Origin of the sequence: Streptomyces sp. NPDC020731, from assembly GCF_044334705.1 — a bacterium.
In the GTDB taxonomy this organism is placed as follows: Bacteria; Actinomycetota; Actinomycetes; order Streptomycetales; family Streptomycetaceae; genus Streptomyces.
Genome location: NZ_JBIRTN010000015.1, coordinates 176642 through 199875 on the forward strand (window position 1 = coordinate 176642; position 23234 = coordinate 199875).

The window sequence follows — 23234 nt, forward strand, 5'->3', positions numbered from 1 at the left end:
ATGCGCGTCATGGCCCAGATCGCGATGGTGATGAACCTCGACAAGTGCATCGGCTGCCACACCTGCTCCGTCACCTGCAAGCAGACGTGGACCAACCGCACCGGCGTCGAGTACGCCTGGTTCAACAACGTCGAGACCAAGCCCGGCGTCGGTTACCCCCGCCGCTACGAGGACCAGGAGCAGTGGAAGGGCGGCTGGATGCTCGACCGGCGCGGGCGCCTGGTCCTGCGCTCCGGGGGCCGGGTCAAGCGGCTGCTGTCGCTGTTCTCCAACCCCGACCTGCCGTCCCTGGAGGACTACTACGAGCCGGTCACCTACGACTACGACAACCTCATCAGCGCCCCCGCCGGGCCCGACATGCCGGTCGCCCGGCCCCGCTCCGTCCTCACCGGCAAGCCCACCGCCATCACCTGGGGCGCCAACTGGGAGGACGGCCTGGGCGGGGCTCCCGAGAACGCCGGTGCCGACCCCAACCTCTCCGGGGAGTGGGCCGAGAAGGTCAAGTTCGAGTTCGAGCAGACCTTCCTCTTCCACCTGCCGCGGCTGTGCGAGCACTGCCTCAACCCGGCCTGTGTGTCGGCCTGTCCGTCCGGCGCGATGTACAAGCGGGTGGAGGACGGCATCGTCCTGGTCGACCAGGACAAGTGCCGCGGCTGGCGGATGTGCGTGACGGCGTGCCCGTACAAGAAGGTGTACGTCAACCACGCCACCGGCAAGGCCGAGAAGTGCACCTTCTGCTTCCCGCGCATCGAGGCCGGTCAGCCCACCGTCTGCTCGGAGACCTGCGTCGGCCGGCTGCGCTACCTCGGCCTGCTGCTGTACGACGCCGACCGGGTCGGCGAGGCGGCGGCCACCCCTGACGAGAAGGACCTGCTGGACGCCCAGCGCAGCGTCTTCCTCGACCCCTTCGACCCCGAAGTCATCGCCGCCGCCCGGGAGTCGGGCATCCCCGAGGACTGGCTGGACGCCGCCCGCCGCTCCCCGGTCCACGCCCTGGTGTCGAAGTACAAGGTGGCGCTCCCGCTGCACCCGGAGTACCGCACGCTGCCGATGGTCTGGTACGTGCCGCCGCTCTCCCCCGTCCTCGACGCCGTCGACGCGGCCGGCGGCAACCAGGACGACCCCGACCATGTGTTCGCCGCCGTCACCCGGCTGCGCATCCCCCTGGAGTACCTGGCGGAGCTGTTCAGCGCCGGGGACACCGATGTCGTCGGCGGGGTCCTGATGAAGCTCACCGCGCTGCGCTCCTACATGCGCGAGCGCACGCTCGGCGAGGAGGGCGACGAGGCCGTGCTCAAGGCGGTCGGACTCACCGCGCGGGAGGCGGAGGACCTGCACCGGCTGCTCGCCGTCGCCAAGTACGACGACCGCTACGTCGTCCCCGCCGCGCACAAGGAGGACGCGGCGGCGCTCTCCGCGATGGAGAACCGCTGCCCCGTCGAGACCGCCGACGAGCCGGGGCCCGGCGACGGCCGGCGCGTGATGCTCGGCATTCCCACCCTGCGCCGCCGCGGCACCGACACCCCCGCCGGAGGCCACCCGTGACCCCGCTGCCCTCCACCGTGCCCGGGATCGTGCGCACCAAGGTGCGGGCCGCGCTGCGCCGCCCGGACCGGGGCTCCCGCACCGCCCCGCCCACCCCCGAGGAGACGGAGCAACGGGCGCTGCTGCTGCGGCTGATGTCGCTGCTGCTGCAGTACCCCGACGCCGACCTCACCGCCGCCCGGCCGGTGCTCACCGCCACCGTCGGGGCGCTGCCGCCCTCACCCGCGGCCGGACACCTGGCCGAGTTCGCCGCCTGGTTCACCGGACAGGATCCGGAGACCCTGGAGCGGCACTACGTCGAGACGTTCGACCTGCGCCGCCGCAGCAGCCTCTACCTCACCTACTACCTGCACGGTGACACCCGCCGCCGCGGCATGGCCCTGCTCACCCTCGCCCAGCGGTACCGCGCGGCCGGCTGGGACACCGACGGCGGTGAACTCCCCGACCACCTCCCGGTCGTGCTCGAGTTCGCCGCGCTGACCGGCCCCGGCAAGGGCGAGGCCCCGCTGCGCCAGCACCGGCGCGGCATCGAACTGATCCACCACGCCCTGGCCGACGCGGACTCCCCCTACCGGCACGTCCTCGCGGCGCTGATCGAGCTGCTGCCGCCGCCGACCGCGGCCGATCTGCGGGCGGTGGCCGAACTGGCCGCCGAGGGCCCGCCGAACGAGGACGTCGGGATCGACCCGTACGGGACGTACGGGGCCGGTGAGTTCGCGCCGCCGGGCTCGTTCGTCCCACCCGAGCAGGCTCCGCCCACCCGCGTTCCGCCGTCCGCCGCGCACCGTCAGGAAGACCGCTGATGAACACCTCCGCAGCCGACCTCCTCCTCTGGGTCGCCGTCCCCTACGTCTGCCTCGCGGTGTTCGCCGTCGGGCACGTCTGGCGCTACCGCCAGGACCAGTTCGGCTGGACCTCGCGCACCAGCCAGCTCCTGGAGCACCGGTGGCTGCGCTGGGGCAGCCCGCTGTTCCACCTCGGCGCGTTCATGGTGATCGCCGGGCATGTCGTCGGCCTCGCGGTGCCGGCTTCCTGGACGGAGGCGGTGGGCGTCGACGAGCACACGTATCACACCACCGCCGTATGGGCGGGCTCGGTCGCCGGGGTCGCCATGGTCGCCGGCCTCGGCATGCTGTGCGCCCGCCGGCTGCTGAGCCGCCGGATCCGGCTCGGCACCGACCGCAGCGACAAGGTCCTCTTCCCGCTGCTGTCCGCCACCGTACTGCTCGGCATCACCGCCACCGCCGCCCACAACGTCTTCGGCGCCGGTTACGACTACCGCTCCACCGTCTCGGTGTGGTTCCGCGGGCTGTTCACCCTCTCCCCCGAGCCCGGGGCGATCGCCGGGGCCCCGCTGCTGTTCCAGCTCCACGCCCTCACCGCCTGCCTGCTCTTCGCCGCCTGGCCGTTCACCCGGCTCGTCCATGTGTGGAGCGCGCCGGTCGGCTACCTCGTACGCCCGTACGTGGTCTACCGGCGGCGCACGGCCGCCGGCACCACGCCGGGCGGGCGGCGGGCCGTATGAGCGGGGCGGCCGGCACGACGACGGTCCCGGGGAGGCGTATCGGATGGCTGATGACGCTGACCGGGGCCGTCGGCTGGCTCGCCTCCCTGCGCCTCGCGGTCGACGACTGGCGTCTGCTCAAGGACCCCGGCTACGTGCCGTCGTGCGACGTCAGCACGGTGGTGGGCTGCGGCAGCGCCATGGCGAGCCCGCAGGGGAATCTGCTGGGCTTTCCCAACATGCTGATCGGCCTGGGCGCCTTCGCCGCGGTGGCCGTCCTCGGCGTGACCGTACTGACGGGGGCACGGCTCCACCGGGCGCTGTGGCTGACGCTGAACGGCGGGGCGCTGGCGGCGGTGGGGTTCGTCCACTGGCTGATCTGGCAGTCGCTGTACGAACTCAACCGCCTCTGCCCGTACTGCGCCGTCGTCTGGGTCGTGACCATCGCCCTGTTCTGGTACGTGACCCTGCGCAACTGCGCGCACGGCGTCCTTCCCGTGCCCCGGCACGGTCGCGCCGCCCTGGACCTGGTCCTGGAGAGCCACTGGCTGCTGCTGGCCGGCTGGTACGGCGTGGTCGTGCTGCTCGTCCTGACCCGTTTCTGGACGTACTGGAGCAGCCTGTTGTAACCGATGCCGGGTGCGCCGGGACCGATGCGCCGACGTCAGCCGACCGTCACCTCCCATGTGTCGACGGCGTAGTGGACCGTCATGCCGTGGCGGTCGTACAACCGGGGTGCTCCCGTGGCGTTCCCGGTGTCCACGCCGAGCCCGACGGTGTCCCGGCCGCGTGCCGCGAAGGCCGCGAACGCGTGCCGCAGCATGAATCCGCCCAGTCCGCGGCCGCGCGCCTCGGGCAGGACACCGAGGCTGCGGATCCACCCCATGGCCTCGCGGTCGTCCCGCGCGAGCAGGAAGCCGGCGTCCCCCAGGTCCTCGGTGCCGACGATCCACACCAGGGACCAGTCCAGTCCCTCGGCGTCGATGTCGTGCAGCCACGTGTCGTAGGTGCGGGGCTGGAAGTCGAAGTGGTCGGCGAAGGACGCCTGGTACAGCTCGTGGACCCGCGACCGGTCCGCCTCGGCGGCGCAGTTCCGCACCCGCACGCCGACGGGGACCTCCGGCACCGGGTCCCGCGCGGGGTCCAGGGGGCGGCGCAGTACGTGGTACCGGCGTACGACCCGCCAGCCGCGCGCCCGGAACAGTCCGGTGTCCAGCGTGGGCGCCGCGTTGAGGTACAGATGCACCACCGCCCGCGCCGCCCCGTTCTCCCGGGCCTTCTCCAGCGCCCTGGCCTCCATCGCCTCCAGCATCCGGGCGGCGGCCCCCTGGTGTCCGGGCAGGGTGTACTGGTCGATGCCGATGCGCTCGCCGCCGGACCCGTCCCACAGCAGCCCGTACGCCACCAGGAGGTCCCCGTCCCAGATGAGCCAGGAGTCCCGCTCCAGATCGGTACCGGGATGCTTGAGATCGGCCTCGACGGTGTGCAGGTCGGTCTCGGGCCGGCCGATCTCGATCTCGTCGACCTTGTTGAGCAGTTCGGTGACGGCGGGCGCGTCGGTGAGCGCCGCGGGACGCAGTGCGTAGGGCATGAGGCCCAAGAATCCGGTGACCGGGCCCTGGGCGCAACGGCTTTTCGGGACTGTTGATCACACACCGGGCGCACCGGGCGCACCGGACGCCGCACGGGCGTAACGGCGTGCCAGGACCGCGAAGGCGTCCTTGAGTTCCTGCGGGCCGACGACCTCGACGGCGGCGTCGAACCGTCCGACGCCGGCGGCGAGGGCGGTCCACGACCAGGAGCCCAGGACGAGCCGGCAGCGGTCGGGGCCGAGCTCCTCGACGACGGCGTCGTGGGCGTGGCGGGCCACGGTGGCGGCGGGCAGGTCCAGGATCACCTCGCCGCGGCAGGGCCACTCGCCCGGGCCGTCCGCACCCCGGAACCTGCCGGTGACGAAGGCCGCCACGTCGCCCCCGGGTACCTCGCGCGGTGCGAAGCGTGGCCCCGCCGGGCTGCGCGGGGCGATCCGGTCGGCGCGGAAGGTGCGCCAGTCGGCACGGTCGAGGTCGAAGGCGACGAGGTACCAGCGTCCGCCCCGGCTGACGAGATGGTGCGGCTCCACCCGGCGCGGCGGACGCGCGGCGTCCTCCGGCGGCGAGGCGGCGTAGTCGAAGCGCAGCACTTCGCCGGCGTGGACGGCGGCGCTCAGCGTCATGAGCAGCGCGCCGTCGACGGACGGCTGCGGCCGGGCCGTGGACGGCTCCACGGTGGTCACCCGGAGGGTGTCGACGCGGTGGCGCAGCCGCGCGGGCATGACCTGCCGGACGGTGGCCAGGGCGCGGGCCGCGTCCTCCCGGATCGCGGCGCCCGTGGTGGCGGCGGTCCGCAGCGCGACGGCGAGGGCGACGGCCTGCTCGTCGTCGAACAGCAGCGGCGGCAGCCGGGTGCCGGCGTCCAGCCGGTACCCCCCGTCGGGTCCCTTGAAGGCGGCGACGGGATAGCCGAGTTCGCGCAGCCGGTCGACGTCACGGCGTACGGTCCGCGGGCTCACCCCCAGCCGCTCGGCCAGCAGCGCCCCCGGCCAGTCGCGGCGGGCCTGGAGCAGGGAGAGCAGGGAGAGCAGACGGGCTGAGGTTTTCGGCATGCCGTCGATACTGCCCCGGGAAGAGGACATCACCTGGCCGCTTCCCCTGCGACGGTCCTCTCGTGTCCGACCACGACGACGACCAGAAGGACCTGATCACCGTGACCACCACCGCCACGCCCCGACCGCCCGCCCTCGACGCCGAGCGGGCCGATCTGCTCGCCGCGCTCGCGACCGCGCGGGCGTCCCTGACCGCCACGACGCGCGGACTGAGCGACGAACAGGCCGGTGTGCGCCCGACGGTCGGCGCCCTGTGCCTGGGCGGGCTGATCAAGCACGTCGCGTCGGTCGAGGAGGCGTGGACGGCCTTCGTGACCGAGGGCCCGTCCGCGATGCGCCACGATCTGCCCGACGGCGTCACCTGGGCCGATCTCGCGGCCGGTACCGCCCGCGAGGTCCCGCAGTGGGCGATCGACCATCGGAACGACTTCCGGATGCTGCCCGGCGACACCCTGGACGGCATCCTCGCGCGCTACGGGCGGGTCGCCGCCCGCAGCGAGGAGATCGTGGCCTCCGTGCCCGACCTGTCGGCGGCCCATCCGCTGCCCGAGGCTCCCTGGCACGAGCCGGGGGCGGTGCGCAGCGTGCGCGGGGTGCTGGCGCACCTCATCGCCGAGACCGCGCAGCACGCGGGACACGCCGACATCCTGCGCGAGGCGCTCGACGGGCAGACGTCCACCTGACCGGCGCGGATCGCCGCGTCCGCCCGCCGAGCGGCACGCCCGCGGTCAGCCGGGCCGGTGCTGCTGGGTGAGGACCGCCGCCAGGAGTTCGGGATCGAACACCGAGGTATCGGCGAGTCGGGTGGTGGCGGTGAGCGAGTTGAACATGGCCTTGGTGACCCGCAGGGCGGAGGCCGACCGCCGTAGGACGGGTTTGGCCCAGGCCATGACGGCGTCGTCGAGCTCGTCCCGCGGCACGGCCCGATGGAGGACCGACAGACCGAGGGCCTCCTGGGCGTCGAAGACACGTGCGGTGAGGATCAGCTCCCGCACACGGGCGGCCCCCACCTCGCTGATCAGGCGGGGGAGCAACCCGCCCCAGGCGGGGGGCAGTCCGAGGGCGAGCTCGGGCAGGCGGAAGGACGCGGTGTCCGCGCCCACGCGCAGATCGCAGGCGAGCGCGAGTCCGACGCCGGCGCCGACGGCCCTGCCCTGGACGCGGGCGATGGTGACGGCGGGGTTGGCGGTGAGGGCCTCGCACACACGCAGGGCCTTCGTCCCGTTGACACGGACGCCGCCGCCGGCGGGGTCGTCGGCGAGGTGCCGGGGGAACTCGCGCCGGTCACCGCCGAGACAGAACTCGTCTCCGGCGGCGGCCAGAACCAGGACCCGTACCGCCGGGTCCTGCTCGTCGAGGACGGTGAGGAGATCCTCCAGCATGGCGTCGGTGACGGCGTTGCCCTCTTCGGGGACGTTCAGTTCGACGGTGAGGAGAGGACCCTGCCGGTAGGTGCGCAGGGTCTTGAGTATCCGGTCGGCGGGGAGTCCGGCGAGGGACGCGGCATTCATGTCGTTACTTTCAAGGAGGTGATACGGCGGAAGACGAGCCGGGAGGTGTCGTAGGCGGGCGGTGCGGTGGGCCGCAGGGTCGGGAAGCGCTCCAGCACCTGGGCGATCAGTTCCCGGGCCTCGGAGCGCGCCAGGGCCGCGCCGAGGCAGTAGTGGGCGCCGCTGCCGAAGGTGATATGGCCGCCGCCGCGCCGGATGTCGAAAACATGCGGGTCCGGGTTGCGCCGGGGATCGTGGGCCGCCGAACCGTACAGTATGTGGACGGTGGTGTCCTTGGCCATGGGGGTGCCGGCCAGGACGGTGTCGTCGGCGGCGATGTGGGAGTTGAGCCAGACCGGAGGGTCGTAGCGCAGAGCCTCCTCCACCAGGTCCTCGATGTGCTCCGGGTGCGCACGGAGCCACTCCGCCCGGGCGGGGTCCTCGGTGGCGAACCGCACCGCGTTGGTCAGCAGGACCGCGCTGGTCTCCAGCGAGGCGATGGTGACGAACATCGTGAGGTGGTAGATCACCTGGTCCGCGGCGGCCCGGTCGTCCGGGTACTGCGCGTCCCAGTAGCGGATCCAGCCGGTGAGGACATCGTTGCCAGGGCGGGCCCGCCGGTCGCGGATCAGTTCGGTGAAGAAGACCCGCATCTCCAACGTGGCACGGGCCGCCTGCGCGAGTTCGTCCCTGGTGGGGAACAGTTCCTGGGCGTAGGCCTGCCGGTGGGCGAAGTCCAGGATGTGCGCGAGGTGCTCCTCGGGGATGCGGAGCCACTCGGAGATCGTGCGGACCGGGAGGAATTCGCCGACCGTGTGGACGAAGTCGGCCTCCCCGTCGGTGCGCAGGTGGTCCTCCAGGTCGTCCAGGAGGCCGGAGGTGAGAGCGGCGATCCGGGGGCGCATGCCCTCCAGGGTGGCGCGGTCGAACGGGTTGCCCAGCGCGCGTCGCTGGCAGGTGTGCGTCGGGGGGTTGAGACGGGAAAGGGTACCGGTGAGCTCCTGGGTGGCCAGCTCCTGCCAGCGTCTCGGGTCGGGCTGCCGCTCCTGCCAGGCGAAGTCCGGCACGAGCCAGTTCCTGCTGCGCAGGACCTGGCTGCATGCCTCGAAACCGGTGACGAAGTAGCCACCCCAGGGGGCGGGTACGACGTCCCCCAGGGCGCGCAACTCTTCCCATACGGGTAGGGGGTTGGCCTGTCCTTCAGCCGAACGCAGGCGTCGGATGAGGGAGATGACGGCTCGGCGGTCGGTGGCGGTACCGCGTATGTCGCCAACGGCGGTCACGCAGGGCTCCTTTTGCTGGGCACTGTGATCACTACCGCCGGAACCTACCCTTCCACCCACTCGTGTCATGCGCCCCTGTGTGTTGCTCCTGTCACATGCGGTGCATCAGACACGGAAGATGTCCAGGAAGCCGCTCCAGAATCCCTTCTTCCGCGCCGGTTCCTGCCGTACCGGTGCGGACGCCGGGAGTGGCTGCTGCGCACCCGGTGCCGCGGCCCGGTCCTGGAGCGCGGCCGCCATCCGGGTGGCCGGCGTGGGACTGAACGTCACCGGCAGCGCGACCAGGGCCCGGTGGAACGGTCCCGGCCGCCACTGCAGGTCCTTCTCCGGTACGGCCAGGGTGAGGTCGGGCAGCGCGTTGAGCAGCCGTTCGATCGCGGTGGTCGCGATGACCTGCGCCGGGTCCTTGGCGGGGCAGGCGTGCGGACCGGCTCCCCACGCCAGATGGGCGCCCTTGCTGTGGGCGCGGCGGGCCTCGGCCAGCGCGGGGTCGCTGTTGGCGCCCGCGAAGGAGATCATCACCGGGGTGTCGGCCTCCGCCACATGACCGCCCAGGTCGACGTCCTGCACCGGATAGTGGGTGGCGTAGTTGGCGATGGGCGTCTGGTTCCACAGCACGTGATCGAGCGCCTCCTCGATCAGCATGCCGCTCTGCCGGCCGCCCGCCCCGGACAGCAGCAGCACCAGGGCGCTGCCGATGAGGTTGCGCTCCGGTTCGATGCCGGCGCCCATCAACAGCGCCAGCTGGTCCTTGAGCTCCTCATCGGTGAGCCCGGCCGGGTGCTGGATCAGCCAGGAGGTGACGTCGTCACCGGGCCGGCGGCGCTTGAGCGCGATCAGCTCCATGAGGGCGTGGGTGAGATCCTCGTTGGCGCGCAGCGCGTCCTTGGCGTCGAATATCGCCGACAGGGAGGTGGTGATGGTGTCACCGATGTCCGCCGGGCAGCCGAACAGCCGGTTGAACAGCAGCAGCGGCAGCAGCTTGGCGTAGTCGTTCAGCAGATCGGCCCGGCCGCGCTCGCTGAACCGGTCGATGAGGTAGTCCGCGATCGGCTCGACGTCGCGCCGGATGCGCGTGGTGCTGAGCCGGGCCAGGCTGTCCACCACGGCCTTGCGCAGCCGCAGGTGCACCGCACCGTCGGTGAACAGGCAGTTGGGCCGGTACGCCATCATCGGAAGCACCGGGTTGTCCATGCCGATGCGGCCCTCGTTGAGCGCTTTCCAGCGGCGGGAGTCACGGGCGAACAGCTCGGTGTTCTGCAGCACGCGCAGGGCCATTTCGTGCCCGACGACCAGCGTGGCGTCGGCGCCGGGGGCGAGTTCGACGGGGCCGGCCGGGGCGTGGGCGCGCAGCCGGTCGTACACCTGCTGGGGGTCGGCGGCGAACGCGGCGTCGTGCATGGGGCATCTGGCGGCGGTAGCCGCAGACGGGGAGTGATGATCCATCGGAACTCTTTCGAGGGAACCACCGGCATCAGCCGGTGGGGGAATCGCATCCCTGGTGTACGTTTCTGACTGTCCCACAAGGGATCGGTTCGGGCTGGACCGCAACTTTCGGGTTGGAAGCCCCCCTCCTTCGGGAGGGGGAGCGGAGTCACGAAGTCTTCCTTAGTGATCCGGGAACCGCTGCTCCCGGTCCGGGCGGGCGCGCGGCGGTCAGGCGGCGCGCTCGAGCAGGTGTCTCACCAGTGCGATCAGCGCCTTGGCGGACGACTGCTGGTCGCGGGCGTCGCAGTAGACGACAGGGGTGTCCGGGAGCAGGTCGAGCGCCTCGCGCACCTCGGCCTCGCTGTAGGTGGCGGCGGGGTCGAAGCAGTTGACGGCGATGGCGTACTCCAGGCCGTACCGCTCGATGAGGTCGATGACCGGGAAGGTCTCCTCCAGACGTCCCGGGTCGACCAGGAGCAGTGCCCCGAGCGCGCCGCGGGCCATGTCCTCCCACAGCTGCATGAAGCGTTGCTGTCCCGGGGTACCGAACAGGTACAGCACCAGGTCGTCGCTCAGGGTGAGACGGCCGAAGTCCAGGGCGACCGTGGTGGTGGTCTTGTCCGCCACGCCCCGGAGGTCGTCGACGTGGACGGACGCCTGGGTCATCTTCTCCTCGGTGCGCAGCGGAGTGATCTCCGACAGCGAACCGATGAAGGTCGTCTTGCCCACGGCGAAATGCCCGACGACGAGGATCTTGGCGGCGTTGGTCACCGCGCTGGAGACGTAGATGGACTTCTGGGCCGTCTCAGCCGATGAGGGATTGGAGTCCATGCAGAACCTTCTCGAGGGTCGCTCTGTCAACGTTCCGGGCCCGGGGTGGCTCGGCCCTGCGCAGCAGGTGCCCCTGCTCGGCTAAATCGGTGAGCAGCAGCCGGGCCACCCCGACGGGCAGGCCGAGATGGCCCGCCACCTCGGCGACCGACAGGTAGCCACCCGCGCACAGCTCCCAGATCGCCCTGACCTCGGGGCCGGCCCCGAGCGGAAGCGTCCGCTCGGGAGCCAGGGTGACCAAGGTGTGCAGCGCCAGTTCGTCCGAGGACGGCAGGCTCCGGCCGCCCGTGATGACGTAGGAGCGGACGAAGTCACTGGTGACGGGTGCTTCTTCGCCGGGCGTCGTCATACGCCGACACCGTTGTCCGAGCGCGGGGCCACGCTCATCGCCTTGCTCAGCGCCAGCACCGTCTTCTGCATACGGAACGACACCGCCTCCATGTCGACGTCCGGCGCCGCCGAGACGGCGAGGTAGGCGCCCGATCCGGCGGCGATGAGGAAGATCCAGCCGCCGTCGTACTCCAGCAGCGTCTGCTTCCAGATGCCGTGCCCCGCCCCGACGAAACCGGCGACCGCCCGGCTCAGGGACTGCATGGAGCTCATCGCGGCGGCGTTCGTCTCGGCGTCGTCGCGTGAGATCTCGTCCGAACGCTGCAGCAGCAGGCCGTCACCCGAGACGAGGACCGCGTGGCGGGCACCACGCACCTCGAGCACATCGTTCAGCACCCACGACAGGTCGGTGTTCACTGGTGGTCAGGTCCTTCCGTGGTGTTGGTCCGCCCGAGCTGGGTGCCGCGCGCGAACGCCCCCAGGCGCGACGCGGTCACCTCGCCGGCCGACTCGGACGTCTGCTGGTCGATACCGGCAGTGGGCTCCGGGGCCGGCACCACCGAGATGGGGCCCTGACGCCGACGGCGCTTGGGCAGCCCGCCGTTCGTCGTGCCCACCACATGCGAGGGGCCCACCGGGACGGGAGCCAGCCGCTGCGGCGCACTGTCCTGGTCCCGGTCCGCCGGCTCCCGGACGGGTTCGGCGGGAGTGACGGCCTCGGCCGCCAGAAGGCTTTCCGGCACACGGATCACTGCACGCACTCCGCCGTAGGGGGACACCGACCCGACGGAGACGGCGAAGCCGTACCGCGCGGCGAGCATGCCGCACACCGCGAACCCGAACCGGGGCGGGTCACCGAGACCGGTGATGTCGACGGGGCCGTCGGCGGACAGCAGCGTCGCCGCCCGGTCCTTGGTCTCCTGGTCCATGCCCAGGCCGGCGTCGTCGACGATGAAGCACACGCCCGTCGGCACGGCCTGGATGTTGACCTCGACCGGTGTGCCCGGAGCACTGTACGTGGTCGCGTTGTCCAGCAGCTCGGCGAGCACCACCGCAACCGGCTCGACGGCCTTGCTGGCGACGGCGACACTGGCCTGCGCGTGGATGCTCACCCGGTTGAAGTCCTTGATGCGGCCCTGCGCGCTGCGGGCCACGTCGTAGACGGTCGCCACGCCCTCGCGCCGGCCCAGCCACCCGCCGCACAGCACCGAGATGCCCTTGGCCCGGCGGCCGAACTGGCTGCCGGTGTGGTCCACCGACATCAGGTCCGCCAGCACCTCGGTGTCGTTGCCGTACTTCTGCAACAGCCCGTCCAGCAGCAGTTGCTGCTCCTCGGCGAGCGACTGGAGCGTGCCCATCGCCGACTTCAGCACCGCCTTGGTCGACGACTCCGCGTCCGCCCGGACGTCCGCGAGGTCACCGCGGTGCCGGGTGTCCAGGGAGGCGATGTGCCCCTGGAGCTGATCGATCCGGCCCTGGGCCTGGCCCAGTCCGGTCTCCAGGTCCTTCTTCGTTCTTCGGAGCGCCAGATTGGTTCTCCGGGCCCGCTGCACTGCGAACACCGCAGCGACGAGCACCACAAGCAGGATCCACAACAGCGGATCCCCGGTCAATGACGTCATGAGACTCTCTTCAAGTCGCATCGCGCCGGGAGTTCGGCAGGTCCGCGCATGCGTGGGACGAGTCCGGGCCGTCGAACGGCGCGGGCCTACGGCGGGCCAAGCCTCAACTCCTCAGCGATGGGGCCTTAGAGACTGTCCCCCGTACGCGTTCATGACGCGTCGCCAGCCTACTGAAAGTTTGATGATCTTATCAGTTCAAGTGCCCTGACTCGCCTACTCCGACAGTCACTTGGACACTCTCACCAGACCCACACAACGGCACCCGCCGACCGTACGGACACCACGGAAACCGGCGTCGACAAGACCTCACTCCGTACGGAGGTTCCGCGGCATCCGCCGCTGGTGACGGTGGCCGATCGTCTCGTAGCCGACCACGGTGGCGAACGGGGCGAGCATCACCACCAGCAGACACACCGCCACCCCCACCCCGGCGGCGGCGAGGAGCACCGCCGCGGCCAGGACCGTGAGGGTGAGGGAGACCAGCAGCAGATGGCACCCGTCTCCCGCGGACAGCAGCAGCGTGTGCAGCAGATACGCCATCAGCAGACAGAGGCCGACCGGCAGGGCCGGCGACAGCACCACGGCGACCGCGTTCGCGCTCCAGTCCGTCCCGGCCGCGCCGCCCAGGAGATCACCGGACGAGGCGACGGCGCCGACCACTCCCTCACCGAGCGTGATGATCGCGAACAGGCCGTACCGTTCCGCGACGTGGTGGGGGTGCCACGGCGTGCCGCCGGCGCGGCCCTGGGCGAGCAGCGGCAGCAGCAGTTCCAAGGCCCCCGGCACGGCGAAGGCGACGAACGCCACCGCGAGCGTCAGATGCGTGAATCCCACCACGATCCAGGCGAGTTGGACCAGCACGGTCCAACGGATGTTCCGCATCCCCACGTCATGGAACGGGGGAGACTCGCGGGCCGCGCGCCACCACTGCAGCACCATGGCGATCCGTATCACGACGTACCCGATCACCATGGCGCGCAGCTCCAGGTACTCGCCCTCCCCGATCGAGTGGAACATCGCCGGCAGGCCGAGGGAGAAGACGACGACGCCCACCATCTGCACCATGGTCAGGGCCCGGTAGAGCCAGTCGTCGGTGGCGAACGCGAAAAAGAACCCGCTGAAGCCGATCCAGGCGACGCTGATCGCGAACATCGCCGGGGTGAAGGGGCCGACGGCTCCACTCCCCTGGCCGGACGGCCCCGGCCGTCTCGCCTCCGGGCCCCATGGGGCCGAACGCCGTACGGAGACCCGCGCGTTCGGCCTGCCGGCGACCCCAGCCTCGGCCCGTACCGCCCGTGGCGGTGTGCGTGAACTGCTCACCGCGCGGGGCGTCGCCGACGAGGTGCGCGACAACGCTGCCATCGTGGCCTCGGAGCTCCTCACCAACGCGCTCACCCACGCGGCCGGGGAACGGATCGTCTGCCGGCTGCACATACTGGCCGACCGGATCCGCGTCGAGGTCGAGGACCAGGCCCGCGGCCCGGAACTGCCCATGCTCCGCAGGCCCGGCCCCGACGACCGGAACGGACGCGGACTGCTCCTGGCCGACGCGTCGAGCGGCGACTGGGCGGTCACCCGGGCACCGGGCCGGCCCGGACGTGTCGTCTGGGCCGAACTGACCACCAAGTGGCGGGTTTCGTCATGCAACCGGCCGCCGGGGGCCACAACCCTGTCACCGCCGTACCCGTCGTCGACCGGTCACATGGCTGAGGACGGCGCCCATCACACGCGCTGCAAGACGGCAGTTCCGCTCCCGGAAGTTCGTCCGGGCGCTCGACCGCCGTGTCCGGGCCACCCGCGAAGAACTCCGGATCGCGATCGTGACCTGGATCGAGCGGACCTACCACCGACGCCGCAGACAAGCCCCACTCGGCAGGCTGACCCCCATCGAATTCGAGACCGTCATGACCACGCCGACCCTCCAGGCCGCGTGCCCACACCTGTCGCCCGAACCTGCGTCAGACCCCACCAAGTACACCGCTTGTCGGGTTCCCGCAAACAGCACACACTGTCATGCTCGGCAGGCCGCCACGGGACGAGCCCGCCGGCCCCAGAGACTGCATCAGCGAAGTGCTGCAGCGCCGAGGGCGTCTCACGAACAGGGCGAGTGGAGAGGACTCCATCCCACCACCTACCTGACGACCCCTCAGGAAAGTCGGCAAAAGGTAAGCGTTGGTTCGACTGAAGCTGCCCGCAGATGCCCATACATCGAGAACCGCGGAAAGCTTCAGAGGTGCCAGGAGGCGGGAACCGAAGGCCCGCGCCAGGGGATGGCCACGTCACCGGGCGGGCGCAGCAGCGATCCTGAGTCCCTTGGTTCAGAGCCCACGTTTTCGCAGGTCAGCGCATCCTCCCTCGCGGCTTCAGAGGAGCGTTCGGCAGCTCCGGCGCGGGCAGTGGAGTCCCGTCGTATCCGTGTACCTCACCGAAGCGGGTTCCCTTCATCCAGTCCTCGCGGGCCTGCACGATCTCCTCATGCGACCGGCCGATGAAGTTCCACCACATGACGATCTCCTCCTCGAAGGGCGGCCCGCCCAGGAGCAGCAGCCGGGCCGGCCCCGTCGCCCGGTTGGACAGGGTGAGGGCGGTGCGGCCGGGGGGCGCGTAACCGAGTTCGGCCGGCTTCAGGGGTGTATCGGCGAGGAGGATGTCGCCGCTGTCGACGAGGATTCCGTGTTCGAAGCCGGGGTCGACGTCGAGGGTCACGCGTGCGCCCGGTTCCAGGGTGATCTCGGCGCCGAGCAGCGGGGTGAAGGTGCGCACCGGTGAGGTGTCGCCGGCGAGCGCGCCCAGGAAGACGCGGGCCTCTCCGCCGTCCAGCGCGACCGGGGCGGGGACGTGATGCTGGAAGTCCCGGGCCGTGTCGCGGTGTTCCCCGGGCAGCGCCACCCACAGCTGCGCGCCGTGCAGGATCCCGGTGCTCCGGGTGGAGACCTCGGAGTGGCTGATGCCGTACCCGCCGGTCATGAGGTTGAGTTCGCCGGGCCGGACGAAGGCGTGGCTGCCGAGGCTGTCTCGGTGTTCGATCTCGCCGCTGAACAGCCAGCTCACCGTCTGCAGGCCGGTGTGCGGGTGCGGCGGCACCCGCATGCCCCCGGACTCGGTGATGTCGTCGGGGCCGTAGTGGTCGGCGAAGCACCAGGCCCCGATGAGTGTCCGCGCCCGCTGGGGCAGGGTCCGCCGCACCCGCATGGCCCGGGGGCCGCCGAGGGGCACGTCCCTCGGGGTGAGGACCTCGATGCCCGGCGGGGGCGGTCCGTCGACGTCCGCGCCGCAGATCGACTCCGTCGGGTGCGTTTCCGTGTTGCTCATGCGCCGATCCTCCACCACCACAGAAAAGTTCGAGATTCAACTTTATTGGGTCGATCATAGGACGGACGCCCCAGGATCGCGCGCCGAAGGCCGTGAGTCTTCGGCCGTCCCCGAGAATCCGCGGGTGAACCGTCTGCGAGAATGGGCGCCGACCGCTCGTCGCACAACGGGAGCCCGCACGGTGTCACCACAGCACGAAATCCCCGTGGACTCCGGGGACCACGAAGACCTTCGGGCCGACTGCGCCGACTGCTTCGGTCTGTGCTGCGTGGCCCTGCCCTTCGCCCGATCCGCCGACTTCGCGGCCGACAAGGCCGCCGGACAGGCCTGCTCCAACCTCCAGCAGGACTTCCGCTGCGGCATCCACGAGCGGCTGCGCGACAAGGGCTACCCCGGCTGCACCGTCTTCGACTGCTTCGGCGCCGGACAGAAGGTGTCCCAGGTCACCTTCGGCGGCACCGACTGGCGCCGGGCGCCGAAGACGGCGCGCTCCATGTTCCAGGTCTTCCCCGTGATGCGGCAGCTGCACGAGCTGCTCTACTACGTCACCGAGGCCCTCGACCTCGCGCCGGCCCGCCCCGTCCACAAGGAACTGCGGAAGGCGCTGGCCCACATCGAGGGCCTGACCCGCGGCAGCGCCGAGTCGATCACCGGCCTGGACGTGAACGCGCTGCGCGGCGAGGTCAACCCGCTGCTGCTGCGGGCCAGCGAACTGGCCCGCGCCCGGGTCCCGGGCCGCAGGAGGGACCATCGCGGAGCCGATCTGATCGGCGCGAAGCTGTCCGGCGCCGACCTCAGGGGTGCCAGCCTGCGCGGCGCCCTCCTCGTCGCCGCCGACCTCGCCGGGGCCGATCTGCGCGACGCGGACCTGATCGGCGCCGATCTGCGCGACGCGGACCTGCGCGGCGCCGACCTCACCGGCGCGCTCTTCCTCACCCAGGCGCAGCTCAACGCGGCCAGGGGCGACGCGGCCACCGTACTGCCTCCCGCCCTCAGCCGGCCCGCCCACTGGTAGGCGCGGGCGGCCCCGGCAGTCCGGCGAGCACCTTGTCCGGGGTCAGCGGGAGTTCGCGGAAGCGGACGCCGGTGGCGTGGTGGACGGCGTTGCCGATGGCGGCCGCGCTGCCCACGTTGCCGATCTCGCCGATCCCCTTGCTGCCCATCGGGTTGAGGTGGGTGTCGTCCTCGTCGATCCAGTGCGCCTCGACGGCGGGCACGTCGGCGTGCGCGGGCACGTGGTACGACGCCAGGTCGGACTCGGTGAAGTCGCCGAACACGGCGTCCATCGTGCTGCCCTCGGTCAGCGCCATGCCCAGCCCCATGGTCATGCCGCCGATGAACTGGGAGCGTGCGGTGCGGGCGTTGAGGATCCGTCCGGCTGCGAAGACACCGAGCATCCGGCGCACCCGCACCTCGCCGGTGACGGAGTCGACGGTGACCTCGGCGAAGTGCGCGCCGAAGGCGTGCCGGGCGTAAGGGCTGTCGGCATCGGCCCGGCCCGACGTGTCGGCGTGGACGGTGATGCCCTCGCCTGGCAACGGGCCCGTAGGTCCTGCCAGTCGATCCGCCAGCCCGGTGCAGGCGTCGTGCACGGCCCATCCCCAGGAGGCGGTCCCGGAGGACCCTCCGGCCAGGGACGCGGACGGCAGGTCGCTGTCACCGATCTCGGTCCGTACCCGCTCCAGCGGCACGCCGAGGGCGTCCGCCGCCACCTGGGCGAGCACGGTACGGGCCCCGGTGCCGATGTCGGTGGCGTTGACACGGACGACGAAGGTCCCGTCCGGCAGCGCGCGTGCCTCCGCGGTGGACGGCTGGACGAGGACGGGATAGGTGGCCGCCGCGACGCCCGTGCCGACGAGCAGCGGTCCCTCCGCCCGGGCGCGGGGACGGGGGTCCCTGCGGTCCCAGCCGAAGCGGCGGGCGCCCTCGCGCAGACACTCCGTGAGGTGCCTGCTGCTGAACGGTTTGCCGCTGTCCGGTTCACGCTCGGGTTCGTTGAGGAGGCGCAGCCGGACCGGGTCCATGCCGAGGGCGGTGGCGAGTTCGTCCATCGCCGACTCCAGGGCGTACATGCCGGGCGACTCACCGGGGGCGCGCATCCAGGAGGGGCTCGGCACGTCGAGCCGGACCACGCGGTGGAGCGTCCGGCTGCTCGGGGTGGCGTACATGACGCGTGCGGGGACCGCCGCCTGTTCCACGAACTCCTTGATGCGGGAGCTGTGGGTGACGATCTCATGGGTCAGACCGGTCAGCCGGCCGTCGGTGCCGGCGCCGAGGCGGAGCCGGTGCAGGGTGGGGGCCCGGTGGCCGACGACGGCGGGCAGGTGGCGGCGGGGCAGGGCGACGGTCACCGGCCGGCCGGTCTCGCGGGCGGCCATGACGGCGAGCACGACGTCGGGACGCGGGGTGCCCTTGGAGCCGAAGCCGCCGCCCACATGGCCGGCATCGACGGTGATCCGGTCCTCGGGCAGCCCGAACAGCGCGGCGAGTGCGGCGCGCACCGCGGTGCCGCCCTGGCTGGAGGTGTGGACGACGAGGCGGTCGCCTTCCCACTGTGCCGTACTGGTGTGGGGCTCCATGGGGTGGTTGTGCAGCGGCGGCACACGGTAGGAGACGTCGACCCGGACGGGAGCGGCGGCGAAGGCGCTGTCGGGATCCCCGTACTCGCGGCGGGCCGGATGCCCGGCGTTGGCGGTCTCCGGCTCGTACGCCCCGGGATGGTCCGCGGTGAGGCTCACGTCGTGCTCCTCCACGGCGTACTCGACCCGGACGGCCGCCGCGGCGGCACGGGCCTCTTCCGGGGACCGGGCGACGGCGAGCGCGACGTACCAGCCGCGGTGCGGCACGCGGGAGTCCTGCAGCACGGCCAGGGTGGGGTCGTCGGGCCCGGTGAGCCGGGGGGCGTTCTCGTGGGTGAGCACGGTCAGGACGCCGGGCAGGCCGAGGGCGGCCGTGGTGTCGACGGCCGTCACCCGGCCGCGGGCGACGGTGGCCGGTACGGGCCAGGCGTGGGCGCGGTCCGGCAGGGGGTGCTCGGCGGCGTAGCGGGCGCCGCCGGTGACCTTCTGGCGTCCTTCGCGGCGTTCGGCCGGGGCACCCGACGCGGTACCGGTGCCGGTCATGGGTCCTCCTGTGGGGAGCCGGACGGGGGTTCAGGTCCGGGAGGGTGTCGCGAGCCGGGTCAGGACGTCCACGGCGAGACTGCGGGCGAGGGGCACCTTGTAGCCGTTGTCCCGCAGCGGCCGGGCCGCCTCGAGTTCCAGGTCGACGGCGTGGGCGAAGGCGTCCGCGGTCGCCGGGGCGCCGCGCAGCGCGGCCTCGGCGCGTTCGGCCCGCCACGGTTTGTGGGCGAGCGCGCCGAAGGCGAGCCCCACGTGGGCGACGGTGCCGTCGTCCGCCGTGTCCAGGACGGCGGCGACCGACGCCAGGGCGAACGCGTACGAGGCGCGGTCGCGGGCCTTGCGGTAGGCGGAGGGCAGCGACGCCGTGGCGGCCGGGAGCACCACGCCGGTGATCAGTTCGCCGGGCCGGATCCCGGTGTCCCGCTCCGGGTGGTCCCCGGGGAGCCGGTGGAACCGGTCCGCCGGGACGTCCCGGGCGCCCTGACCGCCGTACAGCTCCACGCGCGCGTCCAGGGCGGCCAGGGCGACCGCCATGTCCGAGGGGTGGGTGGCGATGCAGTGTTCGGAGTGGCCGAGCACCGCGTGGTCGCGGTGGGTGCCCTCCCGGGCGCCGCAGCCGCTGCCCGGTGCGCGCTTGTTGCACGGTTTGGACAGGTCCTGGAAGAAGGGGCAGCGGGTGCGCTGGAGGAGGTTGCCGCCGATGGTCGCGGCGTTGCGCAACTGTCCGGAGGCGCCGGCGAGGAGCGCCTGGGACAGGGCGGGGCAGCGGTCGCGGACCAGAGGGTGGGCGGCGAGGTCGCTGTTGCGGACGGTGGCGCCGACGCGCACGGAGCCGTCGGGCAGTTCCTCCACCGTGTCCAGCGGCAGACGGCTGACGTCGACGAGGACACCGGGGTGTTCCACGCCCAGTTTCATCAGGTCGACGAGGTTGGTGCCGCCGCCGAGGCAGCGTGCGCCGGGATGTGCGGCGAGCGCCTCGGCCGCCTCCTCGACGGTGCCGGCCCGTACGTATCCGAAGGGTTCCACTCAGATCACGTCCCGCACGGCCTCGACGATGTGCGGATAGGCGCCGCAGCGGCACAGGTTGCCGCTGAGCCGCTCGCGGATCTCGGCGGCGTCCAGCGCGACGGGGCATCCCGAGGGGGTGGCCGGGTCGGTGACGTGGGACGGGTGGCCTGCCGCGGCCTCGGCGAGGGCGCCGACGGCGGAGCAGATCTGTCCCGGTGTGCAGTACCCGCACTGGAAGGCGTCCCGGTCGAGGAAGGCCTGCTGCAGCGGGTGCAGGCCGTCGTCGCCGTCGGTGAGGCCCTCGACCGTGGTGACGTCGCAGCCGTCCAGGGAGACGGCCAGGAGCAGGCAGCTGTTGACGCGGCGGCCGTCGACCAGGACGGTGCAGGCCCCGCACTGGCCGTGGTCGCAGCCCTTCTTGGCCCCGGTGAGACCGAGGTCCTCGCGCAGGAGGTCCAGCAGGACCCGCCGGTGGTCGAGGAGGAGGGTGTGCGGCTTGCCGTTGATCCCGAGTGCGGTTTCCGAGCGGTGCTCGTGGGTGGGCTCGTCGCTCATGGCGTGGGTGGCCTTCCGGACGGGTGGACGGTCAGCCGGCGGCGTTGTCGACACGGAGCCGTACCTGTTCCTCCAGGCGCCGCAGGCTGGTGTCCAGGGCGTCACCGACGGCCTTCTCGCCCGGGTCGTGGCTGTCCTCGAAGAAGGACAGGTGCACCGTGACCTCGCTGGCCCCGCTGTCGATACCGGCGACCTGCAGCCAGCCGGTGTAGCTGCCCTGCTCACGCGTGCCCCATTCGAGCCGCATCTGGTCCCGCCGGGCACGGAACAGCGCGGAGGTGTCCTCGTCGGAGTGGTCCTCGTGCACGGTGACGGCGGGCAGCTCCTCGGCGTGCACGTGCAGGGCCTCGGGCAGCCAGTCGCCCATCTGGTCGATGTTGGCCGCCTGGTCGAAGACGTGCTCGGGTGATGCGGGCATCGTGTGTGAACGCTCGTACTCGGTCATCGCGGTACCGTCCCTGGGTTCGGTGTGCCTGGCGGGCCGGGGCTGCCGCGCGGACAGCCCGGTGACACGGCGCTGCCCGGTGCCGGAGGCCGCCTTCCGCGGGCCGGTCGGGTCGAGGTCGGCCATGACAGCCCTCCGTGGCGGAGCGGCGCGGCGTATCCGCGCGGGACCCGGCGGGTACCCAGGGTGTCCGGAGGTGATTCAGCCGTGGTCCCGGTCCTGAGCCGAGTAGGCGGCGCCGCCGACCCGAGTACGCGTACTCAGGCGCGGGGAGCACGCCGCGTCCGAAGCTGACCGGCAGGAATCCCGTCTGCCGGAAGGACGTCCCTTGCTCAGCCGTGCCGCCGCCGTCCTGCTGCCGTTGTTCGGGCGGCTCACCGTCACCCGTGAGACCGACGGACCGTTCCCCGCGGGCAGTGTCTTCGTCGCCAACCACGACTCGATGGCCGACCCGGCACTCGTGCTGGCCGCCCTGCGCGGGGTGGGCGTGACACCGGCCGTCCTGGCGACGGCAGGGCTGTGGCGGGTGCCGGTGCTGGGGCGCGCCCTGTCGAAGGGCGGGCACGTTCCCGTGCACCGGGGGTCGGCCCGCGCGGCGGACGCGCTGGAGGCCGCCGCGGAGGCGGTGCGGTCGGGACGCCATGTGCTCATCTACGCGGAGGGTGGCCTGCCGTCACGCCGGGACGCGGGGTGTGCCGCGCCCCGGCCGTTCCGTACCGGTCCGGCACGGCTCTCGGCCGCCACCGGCGCCGCGGTCGTCCCCGTGGGCCAGGCGGGGGCCCGGCGGCTGGCCTCCGGACCGGCCGCGAAGCAACTGGCCGGTGTGCTCACCGCTCCGTTGCGCCGTCCGCGCCTCCACGTGCACATCGGCCGGCCCGTGCACCTGCCGTCCGGGACGGCGGCCGGCACGGAGGCGGCGCACCGGGCGGTCGGCGCCGCCTGGCGGCGAGCCGCCCGGGCCGTGGGCGAGCCGGCCCACGACGGCTGACCGATCGGCTACCGGTCGTCCGTGTCGGTGCGGCCGGCCAGGCGTTCGTAGCGCTGCCGGGCGGCCTGCGGACTGCGCAGGCCGAGGCCGAAGGCGATCTCGGGCCAGGTCATGCCGCGTCCGCGCGCCATCTCGAGGAGTCCGACCTCCAGTTCGTCCATCTCCGCGCGGGCACGCGGTACGAGGCTCAGCGCGGCGGTGATGTCCGCGCGGTCCACCTCGGGTTCGCCGTCCTCGGGCAACGCGGCACCGCTGAGCAGGAAGGCCACGAGCCTGACCGCCTCGTGCGGACCGATCACGCCGGGGTGGATCTGGCGGCGGCGTTGTCCGTCCGTGGCCGCGTGCCGTTCGGCGATGCGGAACAGGGAGGCGTGCACCCGTTGCGCTCGCGCCGCGTCGGAACTCGGCGGGGTGAAGGGGTCGTCGGGCTGTGCGGGGGTGGTCGAGGACATGGGACGAGGATCGCAGGATGAACATTTCGTTGTCAACGAAAAATTCCTCACAGGGGAGCGATGACTTCCCGCACCCCCGCACGTCTACCCGTGCGACGGACCCACCCGCCGACCGGGACACAAGACGAGGGGACAACGCCATGAGCGCCGAGCGGACCACCACGGACAACGCCTTCTCCTACCACCTGACCCGCACGCTGGACGCCCCCACGGGCAGGGTGTGGCAGGCGTGGACCACTCCGGACCGGTACGCCCGGTGGGCGTACGCCGTTCCCGGTTCCGTCGAGATGGACGTACGGCCGGGCGGCGCCTGGAAGGCCACCGTCGTCACGCCGGACGGCGGCGAGTTCCCGCTGACCGGGTCCTACCTCGACGTCGCCGAGAACCGCCTGCTGGTGGTGGGGATGGACGTGCCCGGGAAGCCCGAGCCGTCGTCGATGACCGTGGAGCTCGCCGAGGACGGCGACCGGACGCGGATCGCGGTCCGCCAGACCTGCGACACGGCGGAGGAACGCGACATGGCCGAGCAGGGCAGCACCATGCTCCTCGACAGCCTGACCGCCTTCCTGGCCGAAGACGTCTAGGGTCTGTTGCGAAAGTGGATCTTGTTCGTTCATGATCATGTCCCGTGGGACGTGGGGATCTGACGAACGGCCAGTGGGCCCGGCTTGAGCC

General features: G+C 72.1%; 24 protein-coding genes and 2 pseudogenes. 10 read left to right on the forward strand and 16 right to left on the reverse strand.

Annotated features, from left to right (window positions below; all coding sequences use genetic code 11):
• The 4 genes from narH to ACH4VX_RS23750 are packed head-to-tail and all read left to right on the forward strand — an operon-like array spanning position 1 to position 3678.
• Complete coding sequence (narH, locus tag ACH4VX_RS23735) at positions 1-1545, forward strand: nitrate reductase subunit beta (protein ID WP_398369834.1); 1545 nt, start codon at positions 1-3, stop codon at positions 1543-1545.
• Positions 1542-2348, forward strand: coding sequence for a nitrate reductase molybdenum cofactor assembly chaperone (narJ, locus tag ACH4VX_RS23740; protein ID WP_398369836.1), 807 nt, complete (start codon positions 1542-1544; stop codon positions 2346-2348). The genes narH and narJ overlap by 4 nt, the downstream gene beginning before the upstream one ends.
• Positions 2348-3070, forward strand: a complete 723-nt coding sequence (gene narI / locus ACH4VX_RS23745; protein WP_398369838.1) for a respiratory nitrate reductase subunit gamma — start codon at positions 2348-2350, stop codon at positions 3068-3070. The genes narJ and narI overlap by 1 nt, the downstream gene beginning before the upstream one ends.
• 50 nt (positions 3071-3120) lie before the next feature.
• Complete coding sequence (locus ACH4VX_RS23750; RefSeq protein ID WP_398369840.1) at positions 3121-3678, forward strand: vitamin K epoxide reductase family protein; 558 nt, start codon at positions 3121-3123, stop codon at positions 3676-3678.
• A gap of 35 nt (positions 3679-3713) precedes the next feature.
• Here the strand turns inward: ACH4VX_RS23750 and ACH4VX_RS23755 are convergent, their stop codons facing one another.
• Together ACH4VX_RS23755 and ACH4VX_RS23760 are read right to left on the reverse strand one after the other, a co-directional pair.
• Entirely contained in the window at positions 3714-4640 is a 927-nt protein-coding gene (locus ACH4VX_RS23755; RefSeq protein WP_398369842.1) for a GNAT family N-acetyltransferase, read from the reverse strand.
• Between the two features lie 57 nt (positions 4641-4697).
• Entirely contained in the window at positions 4698-5693 is a 996-nt protein-coding gene (locus tag ACH4VX_RS23760; RefSeq protein ID WP_398369844.1) for a helix-turn-helix transcriptional regulator, read from the reverse strand.
• A 101-nt stretch (positions 5694-5794) separates the two neighbouring features.
• Between ACH4VX_RS23760 and ACH4VX_RS23765 the strand changes: the two genes are divergently transcribed.
• Positions 5795-6376, forward strand: a complete 582-nt coding sequence (locus tag ACH4VX_RS23765; RefSeq protein WP_398369893.1) for a DinB family protein — start codon at positions 5795-5797, stop codon at positions 6374-6376.
• A 45-nt stretch (positions 6377-6421) separates the two neighbouring features.
• Here ACH4VX_RS23765 and ACH4VX_RS23770 read toward each other — a convergent pair whose 3' ends face one another.
• The 8 genes from ACH4VX_RS23770 to ACH4VX_RS23805 all read right to left on the reverse strand — a co-directional run bounded on the left by ACH4VX_RS23770 (position 6422) and on the right by ACH4VX_RS23805 (position 14039).
• Positions 6422-7204 carry an enoyl-CoA hydratase/isomerase family protein gene (locus ACH4VX_RS23770; RefSeq protein WP_398369846.1) on the reverse strand — a complete coding sequence of 261 codons (783 nt, stop codon included), beginning with the start codon at positions 7202-7204 and terminating at the stop codon, positions 6422-6424.
• Positions 7201-8466, reverse strand: coding sequence for a cytochrome P450 (locus ACH4VX_RS23775; RefSeq protein WP_398369848.1), 1266 nt, complete (start codon positions 8464-8466; stop codon positions 7201-7203). The genes ACH4VX_RS23770 and ACH4VX_RS23775 overlap by 4 nt, the downstream gene beginning before the upstream one ends.
• Positions 8467-8571: 105 nt before the next feature.
• On the reverse strand, positions 8572-9867 hold the full coding sequence (locus tag ACH4VX_RS23780; RefSeq protein ID WP_398369850.1) for a cytochrome P450: 1296 nt from the start codon (positions 9865-9867) through the stop codon (positions 8572-8574).
• A 255-nt stretch (positions 9868-10122) separates the two neighbouring features.
• Positions 10123-10725 (reverse strand): GTP-binding protein, encoded by a 603-nt coding sequence (locus ACH4VX_RS23785; protein WP_398369852.1) that lies wholly within the window; start codon positions 10723-10725, stop codon positions 10123-10125.
• Positions 10700-11074 carry a DUF742 domain-containing protein gene (locus tag ACH4VX_RS23790; RefSeq protein WP_398369854.1) on the reverse strand — a complete coding sequence of 125 codons (375 nt, stop codon included), beginning with the start codon at positions 11072-11074 and terminating at the stop codon, positions 10700-10702. The genes ACH4VX_RS23785 and ACH4VX_RS23790 overlap by 26 nt, the downstream gene beginning before the upstream one ends.
• Positions 11071-11472 carry a roadblock/LC7 domain-containing protein gene (locus ACH4VX_RS23795; protein ID WP_398369856.1) on the reverse strand — a complete coding sequence of 134 codons (402 nt, stop codon included), beginning with the start codon at positions 11470-11472 and terminating at the stop codon, positions 11071-11073. The genes ACH4VX_RS23790 and ACH4VX_RS23795 overlap by 4 nt, the downstream gene beginning before the upstream one ends.
• Complete coding sequence (locus ACH4VX_RS23800; protein WP_398369858.1) at positions 11469-12677, reverse strand: ATP-binding protein; 1209 nt, start codon at positions 12675-12677, stop codon at positions 11469-11471. Before ACH4VX_RS23800 ends, ACH4VX_RS23795 begins: the two co-directional genes overlap by 4 nt.
• 306 nt (positions 12678-12983) lie before the next feature.
• A complete protein-coding gene (locus ACH4VX_RS23805) occupies positions 12984-14039 on the reverse strand; it encodes a low temperature requirement protein A (protein WP_398369859.1) in 1056 nt (351 codons plus the stop codon).
• On the opposite strand from ACH4VX_RS23805, the pseudogene ACH4VX_RS23810 reads away from it, so the two are divergent.
• Positions 13939-14274: pseudogene (locus ACH4VX_RS23810) on the forward strand (ATP-binding protein); the annotation flags it as partial. The gene ACH4VX_RS23805 and the pseudogene ACH4VX_RS23810 overlap by 101 nt on opposite strands.
• 133 nt (positions 14275-14407) lie before the next feature.
• Positions 14408-14608 (forward strand): annotated as a pseudogene (locus tag ACH4VX_RS23815) (IS3 family transposase); the annotation flags it as partial.
• Positions 14609-15017: 409 nt separating this feature from the next.
• Here ACH4VX_RS23815 and ACH4VX_RS23820 read toward each other — a convergent pair.
• Positions 15018-15989, reverse strand: coding sequence for a pirin family protein (locus ACH4VX_RS23820; protein WP_398369861.1), 972 nt, complete (start codon positions 15987-15989; stop codon positions 15018-15020).
• A 205-nt stretch (positions 15990-16194) separates the two neighbouring features.
• Between ACH4VX_RS23820 and ACH4VX_RS23825 the strand changes: the two genes are divergently transcribed.
• Complete coding sequence (locus tag ACH4VX_RS23825) at positions 16195-17004, forward strand: pentapeptide repeat-containing protein (protein WP_398369862.1); 810 nt, start codon at positions 16195-16197, stop codon at positions 17002-17004.
• On the opposite strand, the gene ACH4VX_RS23830 is transcribed toward ACH4VX_RS23825, so the two are convergent.
• Genes ACH4VX_RS23830 through ACH4VX_RS23845 form a run of 4 tightly spaced genes read right to left on the reverse strand, consistent with a single transcriptional unit; the run spans position 16982 to position 21119 of the window.
• Positions 16982-19111, reverse strand: coding sequence for a xanthine dehydrogenase family protein molybdopterin-binding subunit (locus tag ACH4VX_RS23830; RefSeq protein ID WP_398369864.1), 2130 nt, complete (start codon positions 19109-19111; stop codon positions 16982-16984). The genes ACH4VX_RS23825 and ACH4VX_RS23830 overlap by 23 nt on opposite strands.
• 30 nt (positions 19112-19141) lie before the next feature.
• Positions 19142-20137, reverse strand: coding sequence for an FAD binding domain-containing protein (locus tag ACH4VX_RS23835; protein WP_398369865.1), 996 nt, complete (start codon positions 20135-20137; stop codon positions 19142-19144).
• A complete protein-coding gene (locus tag ACH4VX_RS23840; protein WP_398369867.1) occupies positions 20138-20674 on the reverse strand; it encodes a (2Fe-2S)-binding protein in 537 nt (178 codons plus the stop codon).
• Positions 20675-20705: 31 nt separating this feature from the next.
• On the reverse strand, positions 20706-21119 hold the full coding sequence (locus tag ACH4VX_RS23845) for an SRPBCC family protein (RefSeq protein WP_398369894.1): 414 nt from the start codon (positions 21117-21119) through the stop codon (positions 20706-20708).
• 328 nt (positions 21120-21447) lie between these two features.
• Here ACH4VX_RS23845 and ACH4VX_RS23850 point away from each other — a divergent pair, with 328 nt between their 5' ends.
• The gene (locus ACH4VX_RS23850) at positions 21448-22107 is read left to right on the forward strand and encodes a lysophospholipid acyltransferase family protein (protein ID WP_398369868.1); all 660 of its coding nucleotides are present in this window, start codon (positions 21448-21450) and stop codon (positions 22105-22107) included.
• Between the two features lie 8 nt (positions 22108-22115).
• Here the strand turns inward: ACH4VX_RS23850 and ACH4VX_RS23855 are convergent, their stop codons facing one another.
• Positions 22116-22559 (reverse strand): DNA-binding protein, encoded by a 444-nt coding sequence (locus ACH4VX_RS23855; protein WP_398369869.1) that lies wholly within the window; start codon positions 22557-22559, stop codon positions 22116-22118.
• A 140-nt stretch (positions 22560-22699) separates the two neighbouring features.
• Between ACH4VX_RS23855 and ACH4VX_RS23860 the strand changes: the two genes are divergently transcribed.
• Entirely contained in the window at positions 22700-23143 is a 444-nt protein-coding gene (locus ACH4VX_RS23860; protein WP_398369871.1) for an SRPBCC domain-containing protein, read from the forward strand.
• The last annotated feature ends 91 nt before the right edge of the window (positions 23144-23234 follow it).